Source organism: Streptomyces sp. NPDC053541, from assembly GCF_044544705.1.
Classification (GTDB): domain Bacteria; phylum Actinomycetota; class Actinomycetes; order Streptomycetales; family Streptomycetaceae; genus Streptomyces.
On the sequence record NZ_JBITXM010000013.1, the window covers coordinates 164,676 to 188,964 of the forward strand.

The 24,289-nt window shown below is 73.4% G+C and carries 22 protein-coding genes and 1 tRNA gene; 5 read left to right on the plus strand and 18 right to left on the minus strand.

The genetic code is table 11. The features are described 5' to 3' along the window. Positions 1-43 precede the first annotated feature (43 nt). From ACIGW2_RS31365 to ACIGW2_RS31375, 3 genes are all read right to left on the minus strand, one after another. Positions 44-793 (minus strand): energy-coupling factor ABC transporter ATP-binding protein, encoded by a 750-nt coding sequence (locus tag ACIGW2_RS31365; protein ID WP_399847389.1) that lies wholly within the window; start codon positions 791-793, stop codon positions 44-46. 68 nt (positions 794-861) lie between these two features. After that, on the minus strand, positions 862-1,623 hold the full coding sequence (cbiQ, locus tag ACIGW2_RS31370; RefSeq protein ID WP_391654643.1) for a cobalt ECF transporter T component CbiQ: 762 nt from the start codon (positions 1,621-1,623) through the stop codon (positions 862-864). A gap of 1 nt (position 1,624) precedes the next feature. Next, positions 1,625-2,722: an energy-coupling factor ABC transporter permease gene (locus ACIGW2_RS31375; RefSeq protein ID WP_391654644.1), complete on the minus strand. Its 1,098-nt coding sequence runs from the start codon at positions 2,720-2,722 to the stop codon at positions 1,625-1,627. A 166-nt stretch (positions 2,723-2,888) separates the two neighbouring features. Here ACIGW2_RS31375 and ACIGW2_RS31380 point away from each other — a divergent pair, with 166 nt between their 5' ends. Continuing rightward, complete coding sequence (locus ACIGW2_RS31380) at positions 2,889-3,251, plus strand: SsgA family sporulation/cell division regulator (protein WP_391654645.1); 363 nt, start codon at positions 2,889-2,891, stop codon at positions 3,249-3,251. A gap of 96 nt (positions 3,252-3,347) precedes the next feature. Here the strand turns inward: ACIGW2_RS31380 and ACIGW2_RS31385 are convergent, their stop codons facing one another. Further along, a complete protein-coding gene (locus tag ACIGW2_RS31385) occupies positions 3,348-5,630 on the minus strand; it encodes an MMPL family transporter (protein ID WP_399847393.1) in 2,283 nt (760 codons plus the stop codon). A gap of 148 nt (positions 5,631-5,778) precedes the next feature. Then, a complete protein-coding gene (locus ACIGW2_RS31390; protein ID WP_391654647.1) occupies positions 5,779-6,351 on the minus strand; it encodes a TetR/AcrR family transcriptional regulator in 573 nt (190 codons plus the stop codon). Positions 6,352-6,490: 139 nt separating this feature from the next. Here ACIGW2_RS31390 and ACIGW2_RS31395 point away from each other — a divergent pair, with 139 nt between their 5' ends. Next, positions 6,491-10,381, plus strand: a complete 3,891-nt coding sequence (locus tag ACIGW2_RS31395; RefSeq protein ID WP_399847395.1) for a S41 family peptidase — start codon at positions 6,491-6,493, stop codon at positions 10,379-10,381. Here the strand turns inward: ACIGW2_RS31395 and ACIGW2_RS31400 are convergent. From ACIGW2_RS31400 to ACIGW2_RS31420, 5 genes are all read right to left on the minus strand, one after another. Continuing rightward, the gene (locus ACIGW2_RS31400) at positions 10,324-10,887 is read right to left on the minus strand and encodes a GNAT family N-acetyltransferase (RefSeq protein ID WP_399847398.1); all 564 of its coding nucleotides are present in this window, start codon (positions 10,885-10,887) and stop codon (positions 10,324-10,326) included. The genes ACIGW2_RS31395 and ACIGW2_RS31400 overlap by 58 nt on opposite strands. Before the next feature lie 183 nt (positions 10,888-11,070). Continuing rightward, positions 11,071-11,259 (minus strand): hypothetical protein, encoded by a 189-nt coding sequence (locus ACIGW2_RS31405; RefSeq protein ID WP_391654650.1) that lies wholly within the window; start codon positions 11,257-11,259, stop codon positions 11,071-11,073. A 111-nt stretch (positions 11,260-11,370) separates the two neighbouring features. Further along, the gene (locus tag ACIGW2_RS31410) at positions 11,371-12,252 is read right to left on the minus strand and encodes an SDR family oxidoreductase (RefSeq protein ID WP_391654651.1); all 882 of its coding nucleotides are present in this window, start codon (positions 12,250-12,252) and stop codon (positions 11,371-11,373) included. Then, complete coding sequence (locus tag ACIGW2_RS31415) at positions 12,249-13,214, minus strand: alpha/beta fold hydrolase (protein WP_399847401.1); 966 nt, start codon at positions 13,212-13,214, stop codon at positions 12,249-12,251. Before ACIGW2_RS31415 ends, ACIGW2_RS31410 begins: the two co-directional genes overlap by 4 nt. Then, positions 13,211-14,734: a flavin-containing monooxygenase gene (locus ACIGW2_RS31420; protein ID WP_399847403.1), complete on the minus strand. Its 1,524-nt coding sequence runs from the start codon at positions 14,732-14,734 to the stop codon at positions 13,211-13,213. The genes ACIGW2_RS31415 and ACIGW2_RS31420 overlap by 4 nt, the downstream gene beginning before the upstream one ends. A 265-nt stretch (positions 14,735-14,999) precedes the next feature. Between ACIGW2_RS31420 and ACIGW2_RS31425 the strand changes: the two genes are divergently transcribed. After that, on the plus strand, positions 15,000-15,620 hold the full coding sequence (locus ACIGW2_RS31425) for a MerR family transcriptional regulator (protein WP_391654845.1): 621 nt from the start codon (positions 15,000-15,002) through the stop codon (positions 15,618-15,620). A 403-nt stretch (positions 15,621-16,023) separates the two neighbouring features. Here ACIGW2_RS31425 and ACIGW2_RS31430 read toward each other — a convergent pair whose 3' ends face one another. After that, on the minus strand, positions 16,024-16,827 hold the full coding sequence (locus ACIGW2_RS31430) for an exodeoxyribonuclease III (protein WP_399847405.1): 804 nt from the start codon (positions 16,825-16,827) through the stop codon (positions 16,024-16,026). A 68-nt stretch (positions 16,828-16,895) separates the two neighbouring features. Here ACIGW2_RS31430 and ACIGW2_RS31435 point away from each other — a divergent pair, with 68 nt between their 5' ends. Then, on the plus strand, positions 16,896-17,387 hold the full coding sequence (locus ACIGW2_RS31435; RefSeq protein WP_399847406.1) for a GNAT family N-acetyltransferase: 492 nt from the start codon (positions 16,896-16,898) through the stop codon (positions 17,385-17,387). 274 nt (positions 17,388-17,661) lie between these two features. Continuing rightward, positions 17,662-18,645 (plus strand): trypsin-like serine peptidase, encoded by a 984-nt coding sequence (locus ACIGW2_RS31440; RefSeq protein ID WP_399847409.1) that lies wholly within the window; start codon positions 17,662-17,664, stop codon positions 18,643-18,645. A 57-nt stretch (positions 18,646-18,702) separates the two neighbouring features. On the opposite strand, the gene ACIGW2_RS31445 is transcribed toward ACIGW2_RS31440, so the two are convergent. The 7 genes from ACIGW2_RS31445 to galU form a co-directional block, all read right to left on the minus strand. After that, a tRNA-Ala gene (locus ACIGW2_RS31445) sits at positions 18,703-18,776 on the minus strand. A gap of 73 nt (positions 18,777-18,849) precedes the next feature. Beyond that, a complete protein-coding gene (gene glpR, locus ACIGW2_RS31450) occupies positions 18,850-19,923 on the minus strand; it encodes a gephyrin-like molybdotransferase receptor GlpR (protein ID WP_399847410.1) in 1,074 nt (357 codons plus the stop codon). A gap of 146 nt (positions 19,924-20,069) precedes the next feature. Then, positions 20,070-20,687, minus strand: coding sequence for a GNAT family protein (locus ACIGW2_RS31455; protein ID WP_361585881.1), 618 nt, complete (start codon positions 20,685-20,687; stop codon positions 20,070-20,072). Continuing rightward, positions 20,684-21,322, minus strand: a complete 639-nt coding sequence (locus ACIGW2_RS31460; RefSeq protein WP_399847413.1) for a molybdenum cofactor biosynthesis protein B — start codon at positions 21,320-21,322, stop codon at positions 20,684-20,686. The genes ACIGW2_RS31455 and ACIGW2_RS31460 overlap by 4 nt, the downstream gene beginning before the upstream one ends. Beyond that, complete coding sequence (gene moaC, locus ACIGW2_RS31465; RefSeq protein ID WP_399847416.1) at positions 21,319-21,804, minus strand: cyclic pyranopterin monophosphate synthase MoaC; 486 nt, start codon at positions 21,802-21,804, stop codon at positions 21,319-21,321. Before moaC ends, ACIGW2_RS31460 begins: the two co-directional genes overlap by 4 nt. Positions 21,805-21,916: 112 nt before the next feature. Further along, positions 21,917-23,194: a gephyrin-like molybdotransferase Glp gene (glp, locus tag ACIGW2_RS31470; protein ID WP_361586002.1), complete on the minus strand. Its 1,278-nt coding sequence runs from the start codon at positions 23,192-23,194 to the stop codon at positions 21,917-21,919. Between the two features lie 145 nt (positions 23,195-23,339). Then, on the minus strand, positions 23,340-24,239 hold the full coding sequence (gene galU, locus ACIGW2_RS31475) for a UTP--glucose-1-phosphate uridylyltransferase GalU (protein ID WP_361585885.1): 900 nt from the start codon (positions 24,237-24,239) through the stop codon (positions 23,340-23,342). Positions 24,240-24,289: the final 50 nt, after the last annotated feature.

A 24,289-nucleotide genomic window follows, 5' to 3' on the forward strand; every position in this document is an offset into this window, starting at 1 on the left:
CGGCCGGACGTCCGCCGATTCCGGGGGGGGTGCGTCCCGGCCGTCAGGCGACGGAGCCGGGCACGAAGCCGAAGGGGAGCTCCAGGCGGTGCCGGGCCATCAGCTCCTCGTCGGCGAGGATGTCGGCCGTGGGCCCGTCGGCGGCGATCACGCCCTCGCTGAGGATCACCGAGCGCGGGCAGAGTTCCAGGGCGTACGGCAGGTCGTGGGTGACCATGAGGACGGTGACGTCCAGGGAGCGCAGGATGTCGGCGAGTTCGCGCCGCGAGGCCGGGTCGAGGTTGGAGGAGGGCTCGTCGAGGACGAGGATCTCCGGCTCCATGGCGAGCACGGTCGCGACCGCCACCCGGCGCCGCTGCCCGAAGGACAGGTGGTGCGGGGGCCGGTCGGCGAACTCGGCCATGCCGACCCGGTCCAGCGCCCTGGCGACCACGGCCTCCAGTTCGGCGCCGCGCAGCCCGGCCGCCGCCGGGCCGAAGGCCACGTCCTCGCGGACGGTCGGCATGAACAGCTGGTCGTCGGGGTCCTGGAAGACGATGCCGACCCGGCGCCGGATCTCGGCGAGGTGCTCCTTGCCGACCGGCAGCCCGGCGACGGTCACGCGGCCCGCGCCGCCGGTGAGGATGCCGTTGAGGTGGAGGACGAGGGTGGTCTTGCCGGCGCCGTTGGGGCCGAGCAGGGCGACCCGCTCGCCGCGTCCCACGGTCAGGTTCACGCCGAAGAGGGCCTGGTGGCCGTCGGGGTACGCGTACGCGAGGCCGCGGACGTCCAGCGAGGGGTGCGGTGCGGTCACAGCAGTCTCAGTGGTCTCAGCGGTCTCAGCGGTCTCAGCGGTCACAGCGGTCACAGCGGTCACAGCGGTCACAGGGTCCATCCCAGGAGGCAGATCAGAAGGGCGGCGAGCGGCAGCGCGACGGCCTCGCGCCACTGCGCCGGGGTGGCGGTGACCTCGTCGATGACCGGCATGGTGCCGGTGTAGCCGCGGCTGACCATGGCGAGGTGGACCCGCTCCCCGCGCTCGTAGGAACGGATGAAGAGGGCCCCGGCGGACTTCGCGAGGACGCCCCAGTGCCGCACGCCGCGCGCCTCGAATCCGCGGGAGCGGCGGGCGATCGACATCCGGCGCATCTCGTCGGTGATCACGTCGCCGTAACGGATCATGAAGGAGGCGATCTGGACCAGCATCGGCGGCAGCTTGAGCCGCTGGAGGCCGAGGAGCAGCTCGCGCAGTTCGGTGGTGGCGGCGAGCAGCACGGAGGCGGCGACGCCGAGGGTGCCCTTGGCGAGGACGTTCCAGGCGCCCCACAGTCCGGGGACGGAGAGCTGGAGGCCGAGGACGCTCGTCTGCTCGCCGGGGACGACGAAGGGCATGAGCAGCGCGAAGGCGACGAACGGGATCTCGATCAGCAGCCGCTTGAGGAGGAAGCCGGCCGGTACCCGGGCCCGCGCGGCGACGGCGCCGAGCAGGGCCGCGTAGAGGGCGAAGGCCCAGATCGCCTCGCGGGGCGTGGCGACGACCACGACGACGAAGCCGAGGACGGCGGCGAGCTTGGTGTGCGGGGGCAGCGCGTGCACCGGCGAGTCCGCCCGCCGGTACAGCTTGTGCGTGTGCCCCGCGCCCATGTCAGGCCTCCGCCGCTTCGGGCGTGCGGCGGCGGCGCACCACCCAGAAGGCCCCGGTGCCGACGGCGAGGGTCGCGGCGACGCCGATGACGCCGGCGAGGCCGCCGGACAGGCGCGCGTTCGAGACGTCCTTGACGCCGTAGTCGGCGAGCGGGGAGTCGGCGGCGGCGTGCGGTGCGACCTTGCGGTCGATGCCCTGGTCGGCGGCGACCTTCTCCAGGCCGTCGGGGCTGGCGGAGGCGTAGAAGGAGACGAAGCCGGCGAGGACGAGCGCGGTGACGACGCCGGTGATCCACAGCGTGCGGGGCGAGCGGGCGGCGACGGCCGGGCGCGCGGGCGCGGGGCGCGCGGCGGGCGCCGAGGCCGGCTCCGCGTCGACGAGCTCGCCGTTCACGCGCAGCTTGAGCGGGGTGCTCAGGCCGCGGGCGCCGTGCACGAGGTCGGGGCGGACGGCGAGGACGGCGCCGACGGTGAGGGTGGTGATGACGGCCTCGCCGATGCCGATGAGCAGGTGCACGCCGACCATCGCGGTGAGCACCTTGCCGATCGGGACGTCGGTGGTGCCGCCGAGCGCGTAGATCGCCGTGAAGGCGGTGGCGGCGGCCGGCACGGAGACGAGCGCGGCGAGGAAGGAGGCGACGGTCACCGAGCGGCGGGTGCGCGGCAGGACGAGGACCAGGCCGCGGAAGAGCCCGTACGCGACGAGGACGGTCACCACGCCCATGACGGTGATGTTCACGCCGAGCGCGGTCAGGCCGCCGTCGGCGAAGAGGACGCCCTGCATGAGCAGGACGACGGCGATGCACAGGACGCCGGTGTACGGGCCGACCAGGATCGCCGCGAGCGCGCCGCCCAGGAGGTGTCCGCTGGTGCCGGCGGCGACGGGGAAGTTGAGCATCTGCACGGCGAAGACGAAGGCCGCGACCAGTCCGGCCAGCGGCGCCGTCCGCTCCGCTCCGGCGAGGCCGGCGGCACCGTTTCCGGAGCCGCCGCCGAGCTCGCGGCGGGCTCCGCGCAGGCTGACGGCGATGGCGCCGGCGGCGACGACACCGGCGGCGGCCGAAACGGGGGCGTTGATGAATCCGTCAGGTACATGCACGTCCCGAATGATACGGCGCTGCTGCGAACCGTTTGCAAGAGCGCTCAGGGGTCAGGAGCGGAGTGAGAAGCCTTCCCCGACCGGGCGCGCGCCCCGGATTAGTGGGACATTGAGGACAAACAGCACGAACTTTTTGTGTTCGTGTACGAGTGTGAGGAGCCGTCCGATGCCCCGCGCCGTTGATGACCGAGAAGTCGAGGACCACGCCAAGGGCCGGATCATCAGCGACGCCCCGCTCTCCCGGCCGGTGCCGGTGGCCCTCCGCTTCGATCCCGGGTCCGAGCCCGCCACCGTGCGCTTCGTCTTCCCCGGCAACATCGAGTGGTCCTTCCCCCGCAGCCTCCTGGAGACCGGGATGCGGGCGCCGACCCGGCGCGGCGACATCGGGGTCTGGCCGTGCGGCCGGGTGCAGACGGTGGTCGAGTTCCACACCGCCGACGGGGTCGCGGTGGTGCAGTTCGACGCCACCGCGCTGCTCCGCTTCCTCCAGCACACGTACGCCGTCGGCGCGGCCGTGTCGGCGCGCTGACGGCGTACGTACCGTGCCGGTTCCCCGTCCCCACAGGTTCCGGCACGTTCCGGGGCGCACCGCCCGCTCAAGCGGCGGCCCCGGAGTCCCTCGGGGTCAGACGGAGACCAGCTCGCGGTCCTTGTCCGGGTCCGTGCCCCCGTCGTTTCCGCGGCCTCCGCGGCCCGCGTCGCTCCCGTCCTGGGCGGCGGCCGCGAGGCCCTCGCCCTCGACGTCCACGTTGGGCAGCACGCGGCCGAGCCACTTCGGCAGCCACCAGGCCTTGTGGCCGAGCAGCGCGAGCACCGCGGGGACGATCGCCATGCGGACCACGAAGGCGTCGAAGAGCACGGCCACCGCGAGACCGAAGCCGATCATCTTCACCATCTGCTCACTGGAGCCGATGAAGCCCGAGAAGACCGCGATCATGATCACCGCGGCGGCGGTGACCACCCGGGCGCCGTGCCGGAAGCCGGTGACGATCGCCTCGCCGGGGCGCGCCCCGTGGACGTACGCCTCGCGCATCCGGGTGACCAGGAAGACCTCGTAGTCCATGGCGAGGCCGAAGACCACGCCCACCATGAAGATCGGCATCATCGACATGATCGGGCCGGTCTGCTCGACGCCGAACAGTCCGCCGAGCCAGCCCCACTGGAAGACCGCGACGACCGCGCCGAGGGCGGCGACCACGGAGAGCAGGAAGCCGAGGGCCGCCTTCAGCGGCACCAGGACCGAGCGGAAGACCACCATGAGCAGGAGGAAGGCGAGTCCGACGACCAGGGCCAGATAGGGCAGCAGGGCGTCGTTCATCTTCTGCGAGAAGTCGATGTTCATCGCGGTGGCGCCGGTGACCAGGACGTCGTCGCCGGTGGCGTCGCGGATGTCGTGCACCAGCCGCTCGGTCTCCACGGAGGACGGGCGGTCCTTCGGGATGACCGTGATCATCGCGGCGTCGCCGGCCTTGTTCGGGGTCGGCGGCGTGACGGCCGCCCAGCCCTCGACGCTCTTGATGCTGCTGACGGTCTTGTCGGCGGCGGCCTTGTCGCCGTCGACGACGACGAGCAGCGGGCCGTTGAAGCCGGGGCCGAAGCCGTCGGAGAGCAGGTCGTAGGCCCGGCGCTCGGTGGCCGAGACGGGCTTCACGCCGTCGTCCGGCAGGCCCATCTCCAGGGAGGCGGCGGGCAGCGCGATCGCGCCGAGGCCGAGGACGCCGACGAGCAGCACCATCAGCGGACGGCGAATGACGAAGCGCGCCCAGCGGGTGCCGGCGTTCGGCTTCTCGCTCTTGTCGTCCTTGTCGCCCTTGTCGCCCTTGGACTTCGCGAGGTCCGCGGTGTCCTGGGCGGCCGCGGTGTCCTGGGCGGCCGCGGCGTTCCGCTTGCGGTCCTTGCGGCCCACGACCTTGTCGCCGGCGAAGCCGAGCAGCGCCGGGATGAGGGTGAGGGCGATGAGGACGGCGATCACGACGGTGCCGGCGGCGGCGAAGCCCATCTTGGTGAGCATCGGGATGTTGACGACGGCCAGGCCGACCAGGGCGATGACCACGGTGAGTCCGGCGAAGACCACGGCCGAGCCGGCGGTGCCGGTGGCCCGCCCGGCGGCCTCCTCCTTCGTCCGGCCCTCGGCGAGCTCCGCGCGGTAGCGGGAGACGATGAAGAGGGCGTAGTCGATGCCGACCGCGAGGCCGATCATCATCGCGAGGGTGGAGGTGGTCGAGCCGAGGTCCAGGACGCTCGCCAGGGCCGTGATGGTCGAGACGCCGATGCCGACGCCGATGATCGCGGTGAGCAGCGGCAGTCCGGCGGCGACCAGCGAGCCGAAGGTGATGACGAGCACGATGCCCGCGATGACCACGCCGACGACCTCGCCGGCACCGGTCTCCGGCATGGTCTGGAGCGCGTCGCCGCCGATCTCGACGGTGAGCCCCTGGCCCTGCGCGGCCTCGCCGGTCTCCTTGAGCGCGTCACGGGTGGCGTCGGTCAGCTCCATCGCGTTGACCTTGTACGCCACGGAGACGTAGGCGGTCGAACCGTCGCGGGAGACCGCCTGGGCGGTGTACGGGTCGGTGACCCGGGCGATCTGGTCGGAGCCGGACTTCAGCGCGGCCACGGTCGTGGCGACCTTGGCCTTGTTCGCCGGGTCCTGCATGCTCTGGCCGGCCGGGGCCTTGAAGACCACCCGGGCGGTGGCGCCGTCGGCGCTCGCCTCGGGGAAGCGCTGTTCGAGCAGGTCGAAGGCGCGCTGGGCCTCGGTGCCGGGGATGGAGAAGGAACTGGAGGTCGCGGTGGGCGCGGTGGCGGCACCGACTCCGGCGAGCGCGAGCAGCGCCACCCAGAGGAGGGCGACGAGCCGGCGGCGCCGGAAGGCGGAGCGGCCGAGCTTGTAGAGGAACGTGGCCACGGGGGCGTACTCCCGGTGTGGGTGGGACAGGGCATGGGGAGCCGGCCCGACGGCGTGAGCGGTGCGACGTCAGGTGGTGCGGGCGGTGCGGATGGGTGGTGCGGTGGTGCGGGTGGGTGATGCGGGTGGTGCGGGTGCTGCCGGGGACTCAGACGCCGAGTGAGGGGAGCACGACGGCGTCGAAGTAGGCACTGAGGAACGCGCGGTCGACCGGCTGATCCTCGATCAGCGGACGGGCGATGAACGCGCCGATCAGCATGTGCGGGACGAGCTTCAGCGCCGGGTTCCCGGCGTCGATCTCACCCCTGCGGACCGCTCTGCCCAGGACTTCGTCGAGGCCGTTCATCTCGGGTTCGATGAGCAGCTCGCGCAGTGCCCGGTGCAGTTCGGGGTGGGTGTGGACGGCATGGGCCAGACCCCGCATCAGCGCGGCGTCCTTGTCCATCTGGCAGTCGTCGGTGCGGGCGAGCATCTCCTGGATGTCGCCGCGCAGCGAACCGGTGTCGATCTCCTTGAGCGAGACCGGCTTGCTGTGGCGCAGCGCGCGGGCGACCAGCTCCGGCTTGCTCCCCCACTGGCGGTAGAGGGTGGCCTTGCTGGAGTGGGTGCGGGCGGCGACGGCGTCCATGGTGAGGGCGTCGTAGCCGACCTCGCGGAGGAGTTCGAGCACGGCCGCGTACAGCTCGGACTCCCGCTCGGGAGTGAGCCTGCTGCGTGCCATGTCCGGCCTCCGACTCGAACGAAACGGTTTCGTACACCACGACGATACCCCCGCCCTCTACGAAACGAAACCGTTTCGTACGTGTCCTCGACCACACGTACGAGTTGCCTCGCCCCCTTCGCGCGGAAAGCATGAGGAGGTGAGTGACGACGTCGCGTATCTCCGCTTCCCGCACCTCCACGGCGAGCTCCTGTGCTTCGCGGCCGAGGACGACCTCTGGGTCGCCCCCCTCGTGCCCGAGGGCCAGCGACCGGGCCGCGCGTGGCGGATCACCGCCGACCGCACCCGGGTGGGGCACCCGCGCTTCTCCCCGGACGGACGCCGCATCGCCTACACGAGCTGGCGCAGCCTCGATCCGGAGATCCACCTCGCGCCCGTGGACGGCGGCCCCTCCCGGCGGCTCACCTACTGGGGCTCCACCGACACCCGGGTCTGCGGCTGGACCCCGCCCGACCAGGACGGCCGCTCCGACATCCTCGCCGTCTCCTCGCACGGCCAGCCCTTCTCCTACTTCTCCTGGGCCTACACCGTCCCCACCGACGGCTCCCCCGGCGGCAAGCTGCCCTGGGGCCCGGTCTCCGGCATCGCCGTCGCCGAGCTCGAAGGGGACGCCCTCCCCGACGGCGCCGAGGCGGCCGAGGGCGCCAGGGCACAGCGGCGCACCCTGCTGCTCACCGGCACCCCGCCGCACGAGCCGGCCTCCTGGAAGCGCTACCGCGGCGGCGCCATGGGCCGGCTGTGGCTGCACGGGCAGCGGCTGCTCGAGGACATCGACGGGCACCTCGACGCGCCGATGTTCGTCGCCGCCCCGCCCGACGAGGGCGGCCGCTCCGGCGCCCTGCGCATCGCCTTCCTCTCCGATCACGAGGGCATCGGCAACCTCTACTCCTGCCTCCCGGACGGCACCGACCTGCGCCGCCACACCGACCACGACGAGTTCTACGCCCGCCACGCCTCCAGCGACGGGCATCGGGTGGTCTACCAGCACGCCGGCGAACTGTGGATCGTCGACGAGCTGACCGCCGCCTCGCGCCCGCGCCGGCTCGACGTGCGCCTCGGCGGCCCCCGCACCGGCCGCCGCCCCTACCAGGTGCCGGCCGCCCACCACGTGGACGCCCTGTCCGTGGACGAGACCGGCCGGGCCAGCGCCGTCTCGGTGCGGGGCAGCCTCTACTGGCTGACCCACCGCGACGGCCCCGCCCGCACCATCGCCGACACCCCCGGGGTGCGCGTCCGGCTCCCCGAGATGCTGGGCAGCGGCGGCCAGGTCGCCTACGTCACCGACGCCGAGGGCGAGGACGCCGTCGAGATCGCCTACCTCCCCCGCGCCAGCGGCGACCGCCCCCCGCGCCGCCTCGCCTCCGGCGAACTCGGCCGCGTCGAGGAACTCGTCTCCGACCCCGACGGCGAACGCCTCGCCATCGCCTCCAGCGACGGCCGCCTCCTCCTCATCGACACCACCGAGGAGGACGAGGAGATGGAGGTGGAGGCGGGGGCAGGTGCAGGGCCGGCCCCGGGGGCAGGTCCGGAGCCGGAGGCCGGTCCGGAGCCGGAGGCCGGGGCGGCCCCGGAGGCTGGGGCAGAGCCGAAGGCGGAGGCCGCCGCGGCCGGCGAGGCCACCGCCACCGGAACCGGCACCGGGACGGGGACGGGGACCGGGCCCGCCACCGAGTCCGGGGCCGCGACCGGGGCCGCCACGGCCACCGCCACCGGGGCCGGGGCCGAGACCGAGGCCGCCACCGGGACCGGGGACCAGGCCGGAAACGGGCCCGGCACCGGCGCCGCCCCGCCCACCGAGGCCAGCGCCACCGAGACCGGCACCACCGGCGCCGCCCCGCCCACCGAGGCCAGCGCCACCGAGGCCAGCGCCACCGCCACCGGCACCACCGGCGCCGCCCCGCCCACCGAGGCCAGCGCCACCGAGACCGGCACCACCGCCACCGGCACCACCGGCGCCGCCGACACCGCCACCACTGGCTCCGGCGACCCCTCCCTCCCCCGGGGCAAGGTCACCGAGCTGATCCGGTCCGTCAACGGCCCGGTCCGCGACCTCGCCTTCTCGCCCGACGGGGCCTGGCTGACCTGGTCCCACCCGGGCATCGGGCGCTCGCTGCGCTCCATCAAGATGGCCCGCATCGCCGGCCCCGGCCCGCGCGTCATCGTCGACGTCACCAACGGGCGCTTCGAGGACGAGAACCCGGTCTTCACCCGCGACGGGCGCTACCTCGCCTTCCTCTCCTGGCGGGGCTTCGACCCGGTGTACGACGTGCACACCGGCGACCTCTCCTTCCCGCTGGGCTGCCGCCCCTATCTCGTACCGCTCTCCTCCGCGACCCCCTCTCCCTTCGCGCTGCTCCCGGACGGACGTCCGGCCGCCGGCGGGATGGACCCCGCCGACGAGGAGGCGGGCGCCGGGGACGGCACGGTCACCGTCGAGGTCGAGGGGCTCCCCGACCGGGTCACGCCCTTCCCCGTGACCGCCTCCAAGTACTCCGCCCTCCGGCCGGTGGCCGGCGGCGGCCTGGTGTGGCTGCGCTGGCCGATCTCCGGCGCCCTCGGCGAGACCTTCGCCAACCCCTCCGATCCCTCCCCCCGCCCCACGCTGGAGCACTACAACATCACCAAGGCCCGCAAGACCGAACTCGTGGACCACCTGGACTGGTTCGCGGTCAGCGGCGACGGCTCCCGGCTCGTCGTGGTCGACGAGGGCGACCTGCGGGCCGTCCCCGCCACCGAGTCCGGCGACGGCGACTCCACCGTCTACCTCGACCTGCGGCGCATCGTGCACGAGGTCGACCCGGCCGCCGAGTGGCGTCAGGCCTTCGACGAGGCCGGCCGGATCGTCCGCGCCTACTTCTGGGAGCCCGACATGGGCGGGGTCGACTGGACCGCGATCCTCGACCAGTACCGCCCGCTCGTCGAACGGGTCGCCTCCCCCGACGAGTTCGCCGACCTGCTGCGCGAGGTGATGGGCGAGCTCGGCACCTCGCACGCCTACGTCAGCCCCGCCCGCCGCAACGAGGGCCCCGCCCACTACCAGCGCCCCCAGGGCCTGCTCGGCAGCAACCTGGTGCCGCGCGAGGACGGCTGGACGGTCAAGCGGATCCTGCCCGGCGACTCCTCCGACTCCAAGGCCCGCTCACCGCTCGCGGGCACCGGCATCCGCGAGGGCGCCGTCCTCACCCATGTCGACGGCCGCCCCGTCGACCCAGTGGCCGGCCCCTATCCCCTCCTCTCCGGCACCGGTGGCACCACCGTCGAACTCACCTTCACCCCCGCCGGCGGCGAGGGCCGCTCCCGCCGGATCGCCGTCGTCCCCCTCGTCGACGAACGCCCGCTGCGCTACCAGGACTGGGTGAGCAAGCGGCGCGCCGTCGTGCGCGAGATCAGCGGCGGGCGCTGCGGCTACCTCCACATCCCCGACATGGGCGGCTCCGGCTGGGCGCAGTTCAACCGCGACCTGCGGATGGAGGTCTCCCGGCCGGCCCTCATCGTGGACGTGCGCGGCAACGCCGGCGGCCACATCAGCGAGCTGGTGATAGAGAAGCTCACCCGCAAGATCCTCGGCTGGGACCTCACCCGCAACGCCCAGCCGGTCAGCTACGCCTCCAACGCCCCGCGCGGCCCGGTCGTCGCCCTGGCCGACGAGGCCACCTCCTCCGACGGCGACATGATCACCGCCGCCTTCAAACTGCTCGGCCTCGGCCCCGTCGTCGGCCAGCGCACCTGGGGCGGCGTCGTGGGCATGACCGGCCGCCACACCCTCGGCGACGGCACCACCATCACGGTGCCGATGAACGCCGCCTGGTTCCCCGAGTACGGCTGGTCCATCGAGAACCACGGCGTCGCCCCCGACCTCGCCGTGCTGCGCACGCCCCTCGACTGGGCCGAGGGACGGCACGCCCAGCTCGACGACGCCGTGCACGTCGCCCTGGCCCTGCTCGACCAGAACCCGCCCGCGAGCCCGCCCGGCTACGAGGAGGTGCCGGACCGCTCCCGGCCCAAACTGCCGCCCAGGTCCAACTCATAGGCCGTACCGGGCTCCTGCTCCGTGCCCGCGCCCTTGCCCGGCAGCAGCACGCTGCCCACCGCGCCGAACCCGACCCGGGCGAGCACCGTCCGGGACGGCCCGTTGTCGAGGGTGGTCGCGGCGGTCAGCCGGCTCAGCCCGTACTCGTCTCGGGCCCGCGCGCACAACTCCCGTACCACCGTGGTCGCCAGACCGCGGCCGGTGGCCTTCTCGGCGACCCGGTAGCCCAGTTCGGCGCTGCCGTCGGCTATGTCCACCAGATTGAACCGCCCGACTATCTCCCCGTCCGCCGCCACCAGCACGTGGAAGCGGATCGTCCCGCTCTCCTGCTCGTCGAGGAGGGCCCGGAGCCGCGCGGCGAACTCCTCCTCCTCGAAGAAGGCGTCCCCGCGGTCGGGCACGGACGCGGCGAAGAAGGCCCGGTTCTCCCACTCGAAGGCGAGCAGGGCGGGCGCGTGGTCTTGGCGCAGGCGCTCAAGTACGAACTCGAACTCGGTCTCGGACATGGGCATCACGGTACGTAACTTCCCGGCTCCGCGCAGAAAGTTATCCACAGGTGCCGACCGGTCCGGTCCACGGCTTCCCCGGCCCTCCCCCGCGGGGCCCGCGAGGCCCTCAAGGTCCCTCAAGGCCCCCAACGCGCGAAGGCGCACCCGGCGTCCCGGGTGCGCCTTCCTCACAGGACGACGTCAGGCGTCGTAGTCCATGTCGTGGCGGTCCTGCTCCTCCTGCCGGCGACGGCGCTCCTCCTCGGACCGCGCACGGTCCTTGGCCTGCGACGCACGCTCGGAAGCCTGGTCCTTCGCCCCGCCCATGGCCTGCTTGGCCTTGTCACCGAGCTGCTCGGCCTTGTCCTGGAACTGGTCCTTGATGCCCATGAAGATTCACTCCTAGAAGGGTGTGGGAGACGAGGGCGGAATTCCGCCCCGTGGGCTGTGACCAGACTGACACGGCCGAACAACGCTCGCATGTCGGTCGAATACGGACAGTCACCCCTGCCGGGAACGGGCTTCTTCGTCCGCGGCCCCGCCCGCGCCGACCAGCCCCTTGCCGACCGACCCGAGGCGCGGCTCGAAGCGCCGCATCTCGCGCTGCCCGACGGCCGCGATGATGCCGGGCAGATAGCCGCGGCTGGACTGCATCCCGCGCAGCCACCACTGCGCGTACACATGGGCCGAACGCCGCTCGACGCCCGCGACGATCCGGTCCACGGCCGGGCCGAGCGGATACGTCCGGTTGGACGGCCACGGCAGCCGGGAGCGCAGCTCGCGCATCACGTCGTCCTGGTCCGCGCCGCGCACCATGTCGGTGTCGGTCCAGGAGAGGTAGCCGACGCCGACCTTGACGCCCTTGTAGGCGACCTCGGCGCGCAGGCTGTGCGCGAAGGCCTCGACGCCCGACTTGGAGGCGCAGTAGGCCGTCATCATCGGCGCCGGGGTCATCGCGGCGAGCGAGGCGATCTGCAGGAAGTAGCCGCGGGACTCCATGAGCACCGGCAGGAACGCGCGGGCCGTGACGGCGCCGCCGATCAGGTTGACCTCGATGACCCGCCGCCAGGCGACCGGGTCGGAGTCGACGAAGGGACCGCCCGCCGCGACGCCCGCGTTGGCGACCACGATGTCGACCTTGCCGAACCGCTCCTTCACCTCGGCCGCGACCCGGGCCATCGCCTCGTGGTCGGTGACGTCGGCGTGCCACCAGTCGGACTCGGTGTGCAGCCGCCCGGCGACCTCCTTGAGGAGCTCCGGCTCCAGGCCGACCAGCGCGATCTTCGCACCGCGCGCGGAGAGCTTGCGGGCGAGGAGTTCGCCCACGCCGCGGGCCCCTCCGGTGACGACCGCGACCTGCCCCTCCAGGCTCACCCTGCTCATGCCCCTGCCTCCTCGTTCTCCTTCACGCCCAGGTAGGTGAGCGTCAGTTCACGGATCTGCGCGGTGACGGCCTCCGGGGCCTCCACCGGCGTCATGTGCCCCATGCCGGCCAGCTCGACGAGGCCGGTGCAGTGCGGCAGGGCGCCCGCCATGGCCCGCGAGTGGCGGGGCGGGGTGAGCCGGTCGGCGGTGCCGACGAGCACGGCCACGGGCAGCCGCAGCTCCCGCACGCCGGCCTCCGCGTCGAGCGAGGCGAGCACCTGCGACCAGCCGTGGCGGACGCCGCGCGGGCAGGCGTGCACGATCCGGGCGCAGGCGTCGACCCGCTCGGGCGCCGAACCGGGCCCCATCGTCGCGTACTTGAGGATCCGCTTCGACACGGGCGTGACCGGTCCGAGCGGCGCCTTGGAGCCGAGGACGGCGCGGGTGAGCCGGGTCCTCAGCCTGCCCGGCCCGAGCGGCACCACCAGCGCCTCCTCGGTGAGCCGCGAGGGCCCGGTGGAGCAGAGCAGCGCGGCGGCGGCGTGCTGCCGGAAGACGGGCCGGCGCGCGGCGGCCATGATCGTCATGCCGCCCATGGAGTGCCCGGCCACGACGGCCCGTTCGCCCGGGCCGAGGGTCGCCGCGAGCACGGCCTCCAGGTCGTCGGCGAGGGCCTCCGTGGAGTAGCCCTTGCCGCTGCCGTCGAGCGCCGGCGCCGGGGACTCGCCGTGGCCGCGCTGGTCGTAGACGACGACCCGGTGGTCGGCGGACAGGGCGTGGATCTGCGCGTCCCAGAAGCGGGTGGAGCAGGTCCAGCCGTGCGCGAGGACGACCACGGGGGCGCCCTCGGGGCCGTACACCTCGACGTGGATCGCCGAGCCGTCGGCGGACGTGACCATCAGGTCGCGCCCGGCCCCGAAATCACGGCGGGCATCGCCAGGAGTGGCGCCAGGGGCGGCGCGGTGCAGGTCGCGGCTCACTGGACGGCCTCCTTCCGGCGGGTCGCGCGGCGGCCGGCCGCGGGCTTCGCGGGGGCGCGCAGCACCTCGTACTCGGCCAGGTCGACGCTCCGCGTCTCGCGCCGGAACTCGCCGGTCGTGCCCGGCCACAGCGTGGTGTTGCGGCCGTTGGCGTCGAGGTACCAGCTCTCGCAGCCGCCCGACTTCCACACGGTCCGCTCCATCCGCTTCTGCACCCGGCGGTTCCAGACGCCGACGGCGGAGGGGCGGGCGGCGAGGGCGGAGCGCCCGCCGAGGACGTTCAGCTGCCGCAGGTAGTCGGCCATGTAGTTGAGCTGGGACTCGATCATCAGGATCATCGAGGAGTTCCCGAGGCCGGTGTTGGGGCCGATGATCGTCATCCAGTTGGGGAAGCCGGCGGCGGTCGCGCCGCGCAGCGCCTCCATGCCGTTCTTCCAGTGGTCGGCGAGCGAGCGCCCGTCGGCGCCGATGACGCGCGGCGCGATCGGCATGTCGGTGACGTGGAAGCCGGTGCCGAAGATGATCGCGTCGACCTCGGTCTCGGTGCCGTCGGCGGCGACGACCACGTTCCCCCGTACCTCCTTGAGACCGGAGGCGACGACGTCGACGTTGGGCTGGGCGAGCGCCGGGTAGTACGTGTTCGACAGCAGGATGCGCTTGCAGCCGAGGCGGTACGAGGGCGTCAGCTTGGCCCGCAGCGCCGGGTCCTTGATCGCCCGGGCGATGTTCGCCTTGGCGAGCCGCTCGACCAGGCCGAGCTCCTCGGGCCGCTTGGTGAAGGCGCTGACCTGGAGTTCGCGGATGCCCCACAGGATGCCGCGGCGCGCGGTCGCGGTGAACGGCAGCTGTCGGTGCAGCCAGCGCTCGGGGGCGCTGATCGCGCGGTCCATCCGGGGCATCACCCAGGGGGCGGTGCGCTGGAAGAGGGTCAGCCTGCCGACCTTCGGCTGGATCGACGGCACGATCTGGATGGCGGAGGCGCCGGTGCCGACCATGGCGACGCGCTTGCCGGTCAGGTCGTAGTCGTGGTCCCAGCGGGCCGAGTGGAAGACCTTGCCGGTGAAGTCGGCGAGCCCCGGGATGTCCGGGATCTTGGGGTCGGAGAGCGGGCCGGTGGCGGAGACGACGACGTCGGCGGAGAAGCTGCCGCGGCTGGTCTCGATGTCCCAGCGCAGCTCGTCCTCGTTCCAGGCCATCTTCATGACCTCGTGGTTCAGCCGCAGGTGCGGCCGGACCCCGAAGGTGTCCGTGACGTGCTCCAGGTACGCGCGGATGTGGCGCTGGCCGGAGAAGGTGCGGGGCCAGTCGGGGTTGGGCGCGAAGGAGAAGGAGTAGAGGTGGGAGGGCACGTCGCAGGCGCAGCCGGGGTAGCTGTTGTCGCGCCAGGTGCCGCCCACGGCGTCGGCCCGCTCCAGGACGACGAAGTCGGTGATCCCCTCGCGGCGCAGCCGGACGGCGGCTCCGATGCCGCCGAATCCCGATCCGATCACCGCCACCCGTACGTGCTCGTGCTTCGCCATGCCGCCTCCCGTGCGCCCGGCCAAGATTCCGCCAGCAATCACTGGCACAATCGGGACTGTAGAGCAGCGGCATACCGAGCGGTAGGGGTAAGGCCGGGGAAAGTTACCGGCGGTACAACATAGGCTGGCGGACGTGGCAGAACGATCGGGAGACCAGACGGGCACGACGACGCACACGCCCGGCGCGCCGGGCACGGGGGGCACGGAGGGCGGTCGACCCACGGAGCGCGGGGAGGCCGCGGAGGGCGGCGCGCGCGAGTACCGGATGGCCGAGCTCGCCGCCGCGGCCGGCATCACCGTCCGCACCCTCCGCTTCTACCGCGAGCGCGGACTGATCCCGCCGCCCCGCCGCGAGGGCCGGATCGCCTGGTACGACGAGCGCCACCTGGCCCGGCTGCGCACCATCTCCGCCCTCCTCGAACGCGGCCACACCCTCAACGGCATCGCCGACCTCACGACCGCCTTCGAGTCCGGCCGCAACGTCGGCGAGGTCCTGGAGCTGGGCACCCCCACCGAGGAGGAGCCCGTCCGCCTCACGCCGGAGGAGCTCGCCGACCACTTCGCCGGCGAGGTCACCCCGGAGAACCTCGCCGCCGCCCTCGACCTGGGCTATCTCGCCACCGACGGCGAGGACATCGTCCACGTCAGCCGCCGGCTGCTCGACGTCTCGTCCGCGCTGGTCCGCGAGGGCGTCCCGCTGGCCGCCGTCCTGGAGGCCGGCGGCCGGGTCCGCGAGCACGCCGAGGCCCTGGCGGAGCTCTTCACCGAACTGCTCGGCAAGTACACCGCCGACAAGGACGTGCAGCGACTGCGCCCGCTGGCGAAGAGCGTGGTCGACGCGGAACTCTCGCTCGCCCTGGACCGGAGGCTCAGCGGACGCGCGTGACGGCGCGTCTCGCCTCGGAGAAGTGCGAGGAGTTCAACGTCACCGTCCCCATGGCCGTCGAACGGGCCACGCGGTCTGCGCGCCGGTCCACGGCGGCCCGGTCGAGACCGGCCCCGGGCGAGGGCTGACGGTGAGGCGGAGCACGAGGGACACGATCGACGGCCGGGACCGTCCCCCGCGGGCACCCACCGACCCCGCCGGACCCCGCTCCTCGCGACCGCCGCGCCGGCCGTGGTGGCGCCGGCCGTGGTGGCGCCGGCCGTGGTGGCGGCGACGGTGACGGTCGGCCGTCTCGGGCTCGGCGGCGACGGAACGGACGAGGGGCCCGACACCCCGCTCCGGGCGGGCGCCACCGTGCGCGTCAAGGACAAGGCCCGAGGCCGCGGGCCGACCCTGCGTGCGACTACAGCTCGTAGACCGCGGTCACGGGCGCGTGGTCGCTCCAGCGCTCCGCATGGGTGGCGGCCCGCTCGACGAAGGCCTTGACGGCCTTGGCGGCGAGGCCGGGCGTCGCGACCTGGTAGTCGATGCGCCAGCCGCTGTCGTTGTCGAAGGCGCGGCCGCGGTAGGACCACCAGGAGTAGGGGCCCTCCTGCTCGGGGTGGAGGGCGCGCACCACGTCCACGTAACCGCCGTCGGTCTCGTCGAGGACCCGGCTCAGCCACGCCCGCTCCTCGGGGAGGAAGCCGGCGTTCTTCTGGTTGGCCTTCCAGTTCTTGAGGTCGGCCTCGCGGTGGGCGATGTTCCAGTCGCCGCAGACGACGACCTCGCGGCCGTCGGCGGCGGCCCGCTCCCGCAGCTCCTTCAGGTACGGCAGGAAGGCGTCCATGAAGCGGATCTTCTCGTCCTGCCGCTCGGTGCCGACCTCGCCGGAGGGCAGGTAGAGGCTGGCGACGGTGACGCCCGGCAGGTCGGCCTCGACGTAACGGCCGCTGGTCTCGAACTCCGCGGTGCCGAAGCCGACGCGCACCGCGTCGGGCTCACGGCGCGTGTAGAGGGACACCCCGGCCCGGCCCTTGGCGGCGGCGGGCGCGTGGACGGTGAACCAGCCCTCGGGCGCGCGGACCTCGGCGGGCAGCTGCGCCTCCTCGGCGCGCACCTCCTGCAGGCACACCACATCGGCGGAGGTCCCCGCCAGCCACTCGACGAAGCCCTTCTTGGCGGCGGCTCGGAGACCATTGACATTCACGGACGTCACAGTGAGCATCCCGGGAGAATACCGACAACGGGCGTCCGGACTCCCTCGACGCTTCGCATAGACATACGATTGACAGCATGGACATTCGCCCTACTCCCTTCGACCACCCCGACGCCGTCAAGCTCAACGACGCCGTCCAGCTGGAATACGCCGAGCGCTATGCGGACGACGACGGGGACGGTGAGGGCGATCTCACACCCCTCGACGCCTCGATGTTCGCCCCGCCGCAGGGCCTCTACCTGCTCGCGTACGACTCCGAGGGCCGCCCCGTCGCGACCGGCGGCTGGCGCACCCAGGACGCCAACGACGAGGGGTACGCGGACGGCGACGCCGAGCTGAAGCGGATGTACGTGGTGCCCGAGGCGCGCGGCCTGGGGCTCGCGCGGCGCATCCTCGCCGCGCTGGAGGCGGACGCCCGCGAGGCCGGCCGGACCCGCATGGTCCTGGAGACGGGCACGGCCCAGCCGGAGGCCATCGCGCTCTACACCTCGTCCGGCTACGAGCCCTGCGAGAAGTTCGGCTACTACCGGCACTACGAGAACAGCCGCTGCTACGCGAAGTTCCTCTGAGGCCCGTCCGTAGTCCGGGACCGAGTCCGGTCCCGGTGCCGTGGCCGGTGCTGGTGCCGACGCCGGTTCCGGTCCCGGTCCCGGTGCCGGTGCCGATGCCGGTGGCCGGTGCCGACGCCGGGACACAGCCCGGGACGCCCCGGGCCCCGGCCGCTCCCGCCACCCTCCCCCGTGACGCGCTCCTGACAAATCCACAAGGCTCTGGCACGCTGCCCTCACGCACGCCGATCCGCACCGTTCTCATCCCCACCTGCCCCGGCAGAAGGAGACATGCGTGAGACGCCATCGCTTCGCCACAGCCGTCCTGTTGACCGCCGGCGCCCTCTTCGCCGGCGGACTCGCGTCGACCGGAGCGGCCCAGGCCGCGGACCACCCCGGCGCCGTCGGGAACACCGGCCACTCGTTCACCGCCGCGCAGCAGGACCGGGCCGCGGACTTCTGGACCCCGGAACGGATGCGCTCGGCCACCCCGCTGGACCTGGAGGCCACCCCCGGCGCCCTGCGCCGGGTCCCGCGCGCGGCCACTCCGACGACGATCGCCCCGACGGCCGGCCCGGCCGCCGTCTCCCCCACCGCCTTCCCGCAGGCGGGCGGCGCGTGGACGGGCGGCGGCGCGGTCGTGAAGACCTCGGGCCGGGTGTTCTTCACCTTCCAGGGCCGCACGGCCTCCTGCTCCGGCAACGCCGTCACCAGCAAGAACGCCAGCACCGTGATCACCGCCGGCCACTGCGTGAAGTACCAGGGCGCCTGGCACACGAACTGGGTCTTCGTCCCGGCGTACGACAACGGCAACGCGCCCTACGGCCAGTGGACCGCCACCAAGACCCTCACCACCCCGCAGTGGGAGGCGAGCGAGGACATCAACTACGACGTCGGCGCCGCCGTCGTCGCCCCGCTGAACGGCCGGACCCTCACCTCGGTCACCGGCGCCCAGGGCATCCAGTTCAACGGCGGCTACAACAAGCCGATGTACGCCTTCGGCTTCCCGACCGCCTCTCCCTACGACGGCACCAAGCTGATCTACTGCGCGGGCAACACGTCCAAGGACTTCCTCTTCTCCCAGGACCACTCGCTCGCCTGCAACATGACCGGCGGCTCCAGCGGCGGCCCCTGGTTCGCCTCCTTCGACGAGACCACGGGCACCGGCCTGCAGTCCTCGGTGAACAGCTTCGGCTACACCTTCCTGCCCAACCGCATGTTCGGCCCCTACTTCGGCACCGACGCCCAGAACCTCTACGACAAGGCCCAGAGCTCCTGACACGCACATAGCGAAGAGCCCGGCCGATCTGGTGATCGGCCGGGCTCTTCGTGTCTGTGGACCTGAGGGGATTCGAACCCCTGACCCCCTCGATGCGAACGAGGTGCGCTACCGGACTGCGCCACAGGCCCCTGCGACGTGTGAAACATTAGCATCCCGAGCGCAGTACGAGGAAATCCGTTCCCCCGCAGGTCAAGGAGCCGGTCATTCGTTGGCCGCGCGGGGGCGGTCGTCGTCGGCGTACTGGTCGAAGAGCGGGGTGCGGCCGTGGTCGCGGCGGGCCTGCGGGCGGGCGGTGCGCTGGCGCGGGGCCGGGGCGGGGGCCGGGGTCGGGTCGGCCGCCGTGGAGGAGCGGGCCGAGCTCCAGGTCTCCGGGTCCGTGACGTCGACGCCGCCGGAGGCGCGCGGGGCGACCGGCGCGGTGACGTACGTGGGGAGCGGGACCGGGACCGGGTCCCAGCTGTCGCCGCGGGCCGGGCCGCGCTCGCGCTGCTGGTCGACCCACTCGGCGTGGTCCGTCTGCTCGACCAGCGCCCGGCGGTCCGCCTCCTGCGGGGAGACGGCGGGCTCGGCCGGGGCCGCCGGGGCGGGCTCCGGCTCGGGCGTCGGGGCCGGGCGACGGCTCTCGCGCAGCCGGGCGGCGGCCGCCTCCGCGTTGCGGCGGTCCATCACGTACACGAAGCGCCGCCGCTCCTGCACCCGCAGGTAGACGATGTACGCGCTGAGCAGCACGGCCGGGACGGCGGGGGCCCACAGGAAGGCGAGGCCGCCGACGGCCGCGACGACCGCGCCGAGCGTGAAGGCCAGGAAGAGGACGACCGTGGTGCGCCGGCGCCGGGCCAGGACCTTGCTCCGGCGGGCCCGTTCGGCGGCCGCGCCGCCGGCCGCCCCCGCGCCCGCACCGCGCCGCGCCGGGGCCGGAGCCTGGGACGGGGCCGGAGCGGGGGCCTTGGGGGCCTCCTCCGGCAGTTCCAGACGGGCCTCGGTTCTGGTCGCGGGCGCGGAGAAGCCCCGGACGTCGACCGAGCTGAGGTGCTCGGTCACCGCGTCCGGGTCGACGTCGGGTGCCGGGTCGTCGGCCGCCCGGTCCCGGTCCCTGAGCTCCTTGGCGTAACGGCGCTCCATGCCCGCCCGTCCGGACAGCAGCCGGATGGCGGTGCTGAAGCGTTCCGTCGGACGGGCCTCGTTCAGCTCGTCCTGCCTGCGGAGCCACATCGGCACCAAGTAGGCGGCCCAGGCCCCGACGATGACTGCGTAGATGAGGCCGCTGCTGCTCACGCCTCACACGGTAGAGGGGTTCGGGTGAGCGCATCGGCCAATTGGGCCGGTGTGTCGCACGATCTGGCTGATATCACTGAACTTTTTTGTGATTGTTCAGATCGATTGGCGCTCAACTGCCGATTAAATTCGAACACTTATTGGAATTACTGGTGCTGGCGACGTGCCTCGTGCCACCGCCGCACCAGACCCTCCGGCGCCTCCTCCGCCGTCATCGCGAAGACCAGATGGTCACGCCAGGCGCCGTCGATGTGGAGGTAGCGCGGGCGCAGCCCCTCCTCGCGGAATCCCAATTTCTCCACGACCCGGCGCGACGGGCCGTTCTCCGGACGAATGCAGACTTCCATCCGGTGCAGTCCGACCGTGCGGAAACAGTGGTCGACGGCGAGCGCCACCGCCGTCGGCATGACGCCCCGGCCGGCCACCTCGCGGTCCACCCAATAACCCACGTGGGCCGAGCACATCGAACCCCACGTGATTCCCGCCACCGTCAACTGCCCGACCAGCCGCCCCTGGTACTCGATGACGAACGGCAGCATCCGGCCCGCGTTCGCCTCCGCCCGCAGATGGCGCACCATCTGACGGTACGTGGGGCGCTGGGCCACCGGGCCGGCCGGTCCCGGCGGCGGGACGGTCGCCTCCCAGGGGCGCAGCCAGTCGCGGTTGCGCCGGTTGACCTCGCGCCAGGCCCGCTGGTCGCGCATCTTTATCGGGCGGAGCACCACGTCTCCGTCCACCAGCACCACGGGCCAGGACGGAATCATGACTCCGGGCCCGTTTCCGCCGCGGGTCTGGGGTGGTCGCCGCCACGGATCTGGTCCACCGCGTGGACCAGCAGCGGCTCCAGGACCGCGAGCCCGTCGCGCACCCCGCCGGAGGACCCGGGCAGGTTGACGATCAGGGTGCCCTTCGCGACCCCGGCGAGACCGCGCGAGAGGGCCGCCGTCGGCACCTTCTCCCGGCCGTACGCCCGGATCGCCTCCGGGATGCCCGGGATCTCCTGGTCCAGGACCCGCCGGGTCACCTCGGGCGTCTCGTCGGTGGGCGAGATGCCCGTGCCGCCGGTGGTCAGGATGACGTCGTAGCCCGCCTCGACACCGGCCCGCAGCGCCGCCTCGACCGGCGCGCCGTCCGGGACGACCTGCGGGCCGTCCACGGCGAAGCCGAGCGCCCGCAGCCCGGCCGCGATCAGCGGACCGCCCTTGTCCTCGTAGACACCGGCGGACGCCCGGTTGGAGGCGGTGACGACGAGCGCGGCGTACGGGGCGGTCAGCGCGGCCCCGGAGGGCTCCCCGGGGCCGTGCGCCTCGGACCGCCGCGGCCCGTGCTCGGACCCGTGCCCGTGCCCGTGCTCGTGCTCGTGCTCGTGGGCTCCTGTCACCCGGCCCGCGCGCGTCACGCCTCGCTCCGCGTCCAGTGGCCGGACTTGCCGCCGGTCTTCTCCTCGACGCGCACGTCGGAGATGACCGCGCCCTTGTCGACCGCCTTGACCATGTCGACGACGGTCAGCGCCGCCACCGACACCGCCGTCAGGGCCTCCATCTCCACGCCCGTGCGGCCGGTGGTCTTCACCGTCGCGAGGATCTCCACGGCGTCGTCGGCGACCGTGAGGTCGAGCGTCACGCCGGAGACCGCCAGCGGGTGGCAGAGCGGGATCAGCTCGGGCGTCTTCTTCGCGCCCATGATCCCGGCGATCCGGGCGGTGGCGAGCGCGTCGCCCTTCGGGACGCCCTCGCCGCGCAGCAGCTCGATCACGCGCGGCGACACGAGGACCCGTCCGCTGGCGCGGGCGGTGCGGGCGGTGACGTCCTTCGCGGAGACGTCGACCATGCGGGCCGCCCCGGCCTCGTCGATGTGGGTGAGTCCTTGCTGCGTGCTCATGGCGGTGACACTCCCGGTCGCTGTGTGGGACGACACGGTACCCCCACCGGGCGCCGTCCACCGGACGAGGCCCGAAGGGTGGTCACCCGCCGTCACCCCCGCTCGCCCGCGCTCACCCCAACAGGAGCACGTCGAGCTCCGCACCGGGCTCGACCTCGGTCACCTCCTCCGGTACGACGAGCAGCGCGTCCGCGTGCGCGAGTGCCCCGATCAGGTGGGAGCCGGAGCCGCCGACGGGGCTGACGGCGCCCGACTCCGCGTCGTACGTCCCGCGCAGGAACTGGCGCCGGCCGGCCGGCGAGGACAGCGCCCGGTCGGCCTTGAGCACGGCCCGCACCCGGGGCCGCCGGGTGTCGGGCCGGTCGCCGAGGCCCCTCAGGACGCGGATCGCGGGCCGGACGAACAGCTCGAAGGAGACGTACGAGGAGACCGGGTTGCCCGGCAGCGCGAGCAGCGGGGTGTGCTCGGGGCCGATCATGCCGAAGCCCTGCGGCTTGCCGGGCTGCATGGCGAGCTTGCGGAAGTCGACCTCGCCGTCGGCGGTCAGCGCCTCCTTGACCACGTCGTAGGCGCCGACGCTGACCCCGCCGGTGGTGACGATCAGGTCGGCGCGGATCAGCTGGTCCTCGATGGCGGCGCGCAGCGACTCGGCGTCGTCGGCGACGGCGGGGACCCGGTAGGCGAGGGCTCCGGCGTCCCGGGCGGCGGCGGCGAGGGCGAAGCTGTTGGAGTCGTAGATCCGGCCCTCGACGAGCGGCTCGCCGGGCTGGGTCAGCTCGCTGCCGGTGGAGATCACGACCACCCGCGGGCGGGGGCGCACCCGCACGGTGCCGCGGCCGATGGCGGCGAGCAGGCCGATCTGCGGCGGGCCGAGGACGGTGCCCGCGGCGAGCGCGAGCTCGCCGGCGGTGACGTCGCTGCCGCGGGCCCGGACGTGGGCGCGGGCCTCGGCGGGGCGGTGGACCCGGACCTCGCCGGCCGCGCCCTCGGGGGCGGCGCTGGCCGGGCGCATCCCGCCGGCCGCGCCGCCGCCGGTGCCGCCGTCGGTCCACTCGACGGGGACGACGGCCTCGGCGCCGGGCGGCAGCGGGGCGCCGGTCATGATCCGGGCCGCCTGGCCGGGGCCGACCTCGGGCAGGCCGCCGGCGCCGGCGGCGACGTCGCCGATCACGGTGAGGACGGCGGGGAACTCCTCGCTCGCCCCGGCCACGTCGGCGACCCGCACCGCGTACCCGTCCATGGAGCTGTTGTCGAAGGGCGGCAGCGCGACCGGCACCGTGACGTCCTCGACCAGCACGCAGCCCTGGGCGTCGGCCAGTTGCAGCTCGATGGGCTCGAGCGGGGAGACCGCCGCGAGCACGTCGGCCAGGTGCTCGTCGACGGACCACAGGCCCGTGGCCGGCCCGGCGCAGGGGTCACCGGGACCGCTGCCGTGGCCGTCCCCGTGGCCCCGGCCGTGGTCGTGGCCCTGGCCGAGGCCGTGGCCGTGCCCCTGGCCGTGGTCCGCCGGTGCCGTACCGCTGCTGCTCAAGGTGCTACATCTCCTCGCTGACGTAACTGCGGAGCCAGGACCGGAAGTCCGGCCCCAGGTCATCACGTTCGCACGCCAGTCTGACAATGGCACGCAGATAGTCGCCGCGGTCCCCGGTGTCATAGCGGCGGCCCTTGAAGACCACGCCGTGCACGGGCCCGCCGGCCCGCTCGTCCTGGACGAGCTTCTGCAGGGCGTCGGTCAGCTGGATCTCGCCGCCGCGGCCCGGCTCGGTCTCGCGCAGTATGGCGAAGACGGCGGGGTCGAGGACATAGCGCCCGATGATGGCCAGATTGCTGGGGGCCTCCGCCGGCTCGGGCTTCTCGACCAGGCCGGTCACCTTCACCACGTCGGACTCGCCGGTGGGGCCGACGGCGGCGCAGCCGTAGAGGTGGATCTGCGAGGGCTCGACCTCCATCAGCGCGATCACGCTGCCGCCGAAGCGCTCGCGGACCTCGACCATGCGGGCGAGCAGCGGGTCGCGCGGGTCGATGAGGTCGTCGCCGAGGAGGACGGCGAAGGGCTGTTCGCCGACGTGCGGGGCGGCGCACAGGACGGCGTGGCCGAGGCCGCGCGGGTCGCCCTGGCGCACGTAGTGCATGGTGGCGAGGTCGCTGGACTCCTGCACCTTGGCGAGGCGTTCCCCGTCGCCCTTGCGGACCAGCGCCTCCTCCAGCTCGTAGTTGCGGTCGAAGTGGTCCTCGAGCGGACGCTTGTTGCGGCCGGTGATCATCAGCACGTCGGAGAGCCCGGCGGCGACGGCCTCCTCGACGACGTACTGGATGGCCGGCTTGTCCACGACCGGCAGCATCTCCTTCGGCGTCGCCTTGGTGGCCGGCAGGAACCGGGTGCCGAGGCCGGCCGCCGGGATGACAGCCTTTGTGATGGACGGCGTCTGAGTCATGCGGTGCACCCTAGCCGTTCGGTATGCGAGGGAAGGTGAGGATCACATGA

What these genes read in the sequence shown, in the direction of transcription:
- cbiQ (WP_391654643.1), bottom strand. Translation starts at nt 1,623, where the DNA reads ATGGGCGCGGGGCACACGCACAAGCTGTACCGGCGGGCGGACTCGCCG.
- ACIGW2_RS31380 (WP_391654645.1), top strand. Translation starts at nt 2,889, where the DNA reads ATGCCCCGCGCCGTTGATGACCGAGAAGTCGAGGACCACGCCAAGGGC.
- ACIGW2_RS31390 (WP_391654647.1), bottom strand. Translation starts at nt 6,351, where the DNA reads ATGGCACGCAGCAGGCTCACTCCCGAGCGGGAGTCCGAGCTGTACGCG.
- ACIGW2_RS31400 (WP_399847398.1), bottom strand. Translation starts at nt 10,887, where the DNA reads ATGTCCGAGACCGAGTTCGAGTTCGTACTTGAGCGCCTGCGCCAAGAC.
- ACIGW2_RS31405 (WP_391654650.1), bottom strand. Translation starts at nt 11,259, where the DNA reads ATGGGCATCAAGGACCAGTTCCAGGACAAGGCCGAGCAGCTCGGTGAC.
- ACIGW2_RS31410 (WP_391654651.1), bottom strand. Translation starts at nt 12,252, where the DNA reads ATGAGCAGGGTGAGCCTGGAGGGGCAGGTCGCGGTCGTCACCGGAGGG.
- ACIGW2_RS31420 (WP_399847403.1), bottom strand. Translation starts at nt 14,734, where the DNA reads ATGGCGAAGCACGAGCACGTACGGGTGGCGGTGATCGGATCGGGATTC.
- ACIGW2_RS31425 (WP_391654845.1), top strand. Translation starts at nt 15,000, where the DNA reads ATGGCCGAGCTCGCCGCCGCGGCCGGCATCACCGTCCGCACCCTCCGC.
- ACIGW2_RS31430 (WP_399847405.1), bottom strand. Translation starts at nt 16,827, where the DNA reads ATGCTCACTGTGACGTCCGTGAATGTCAATGGTCTCCGAGCCGCCGCC.
- ACIGW2_RS31435 (WP_399847406.1), top strand. Translation starts at nt 16,896, where the DNA reads ATGGACATTCGCCCTACTCCCTTCGACCACCCCGACGCCGTCAAGCTC.
- ACIGW2_RS31455 (WP_361585881.1), bottom strand. Translation starts at nt 20,687, where the DNA reads ATGATTCCGTCCTGGCCCGTGGTGCTGGTGGACGGAGACGTGGTGCTC.
- moaC (WP_399847416.1), bottom strand. Translation starts at nt 21,804, where the DNA reads ATGAGCACGCAGCAAGGACTCACCCACATCGACGAGGCCGGGGCGGCC.
- galU (WP_361585885.1), bottom strand. Translation starts at nt 24,239, where the DNA reads ATGACTCAGACGCCGTCCATCACAAAGGCTGTCATCCCGGCGGCCGGC.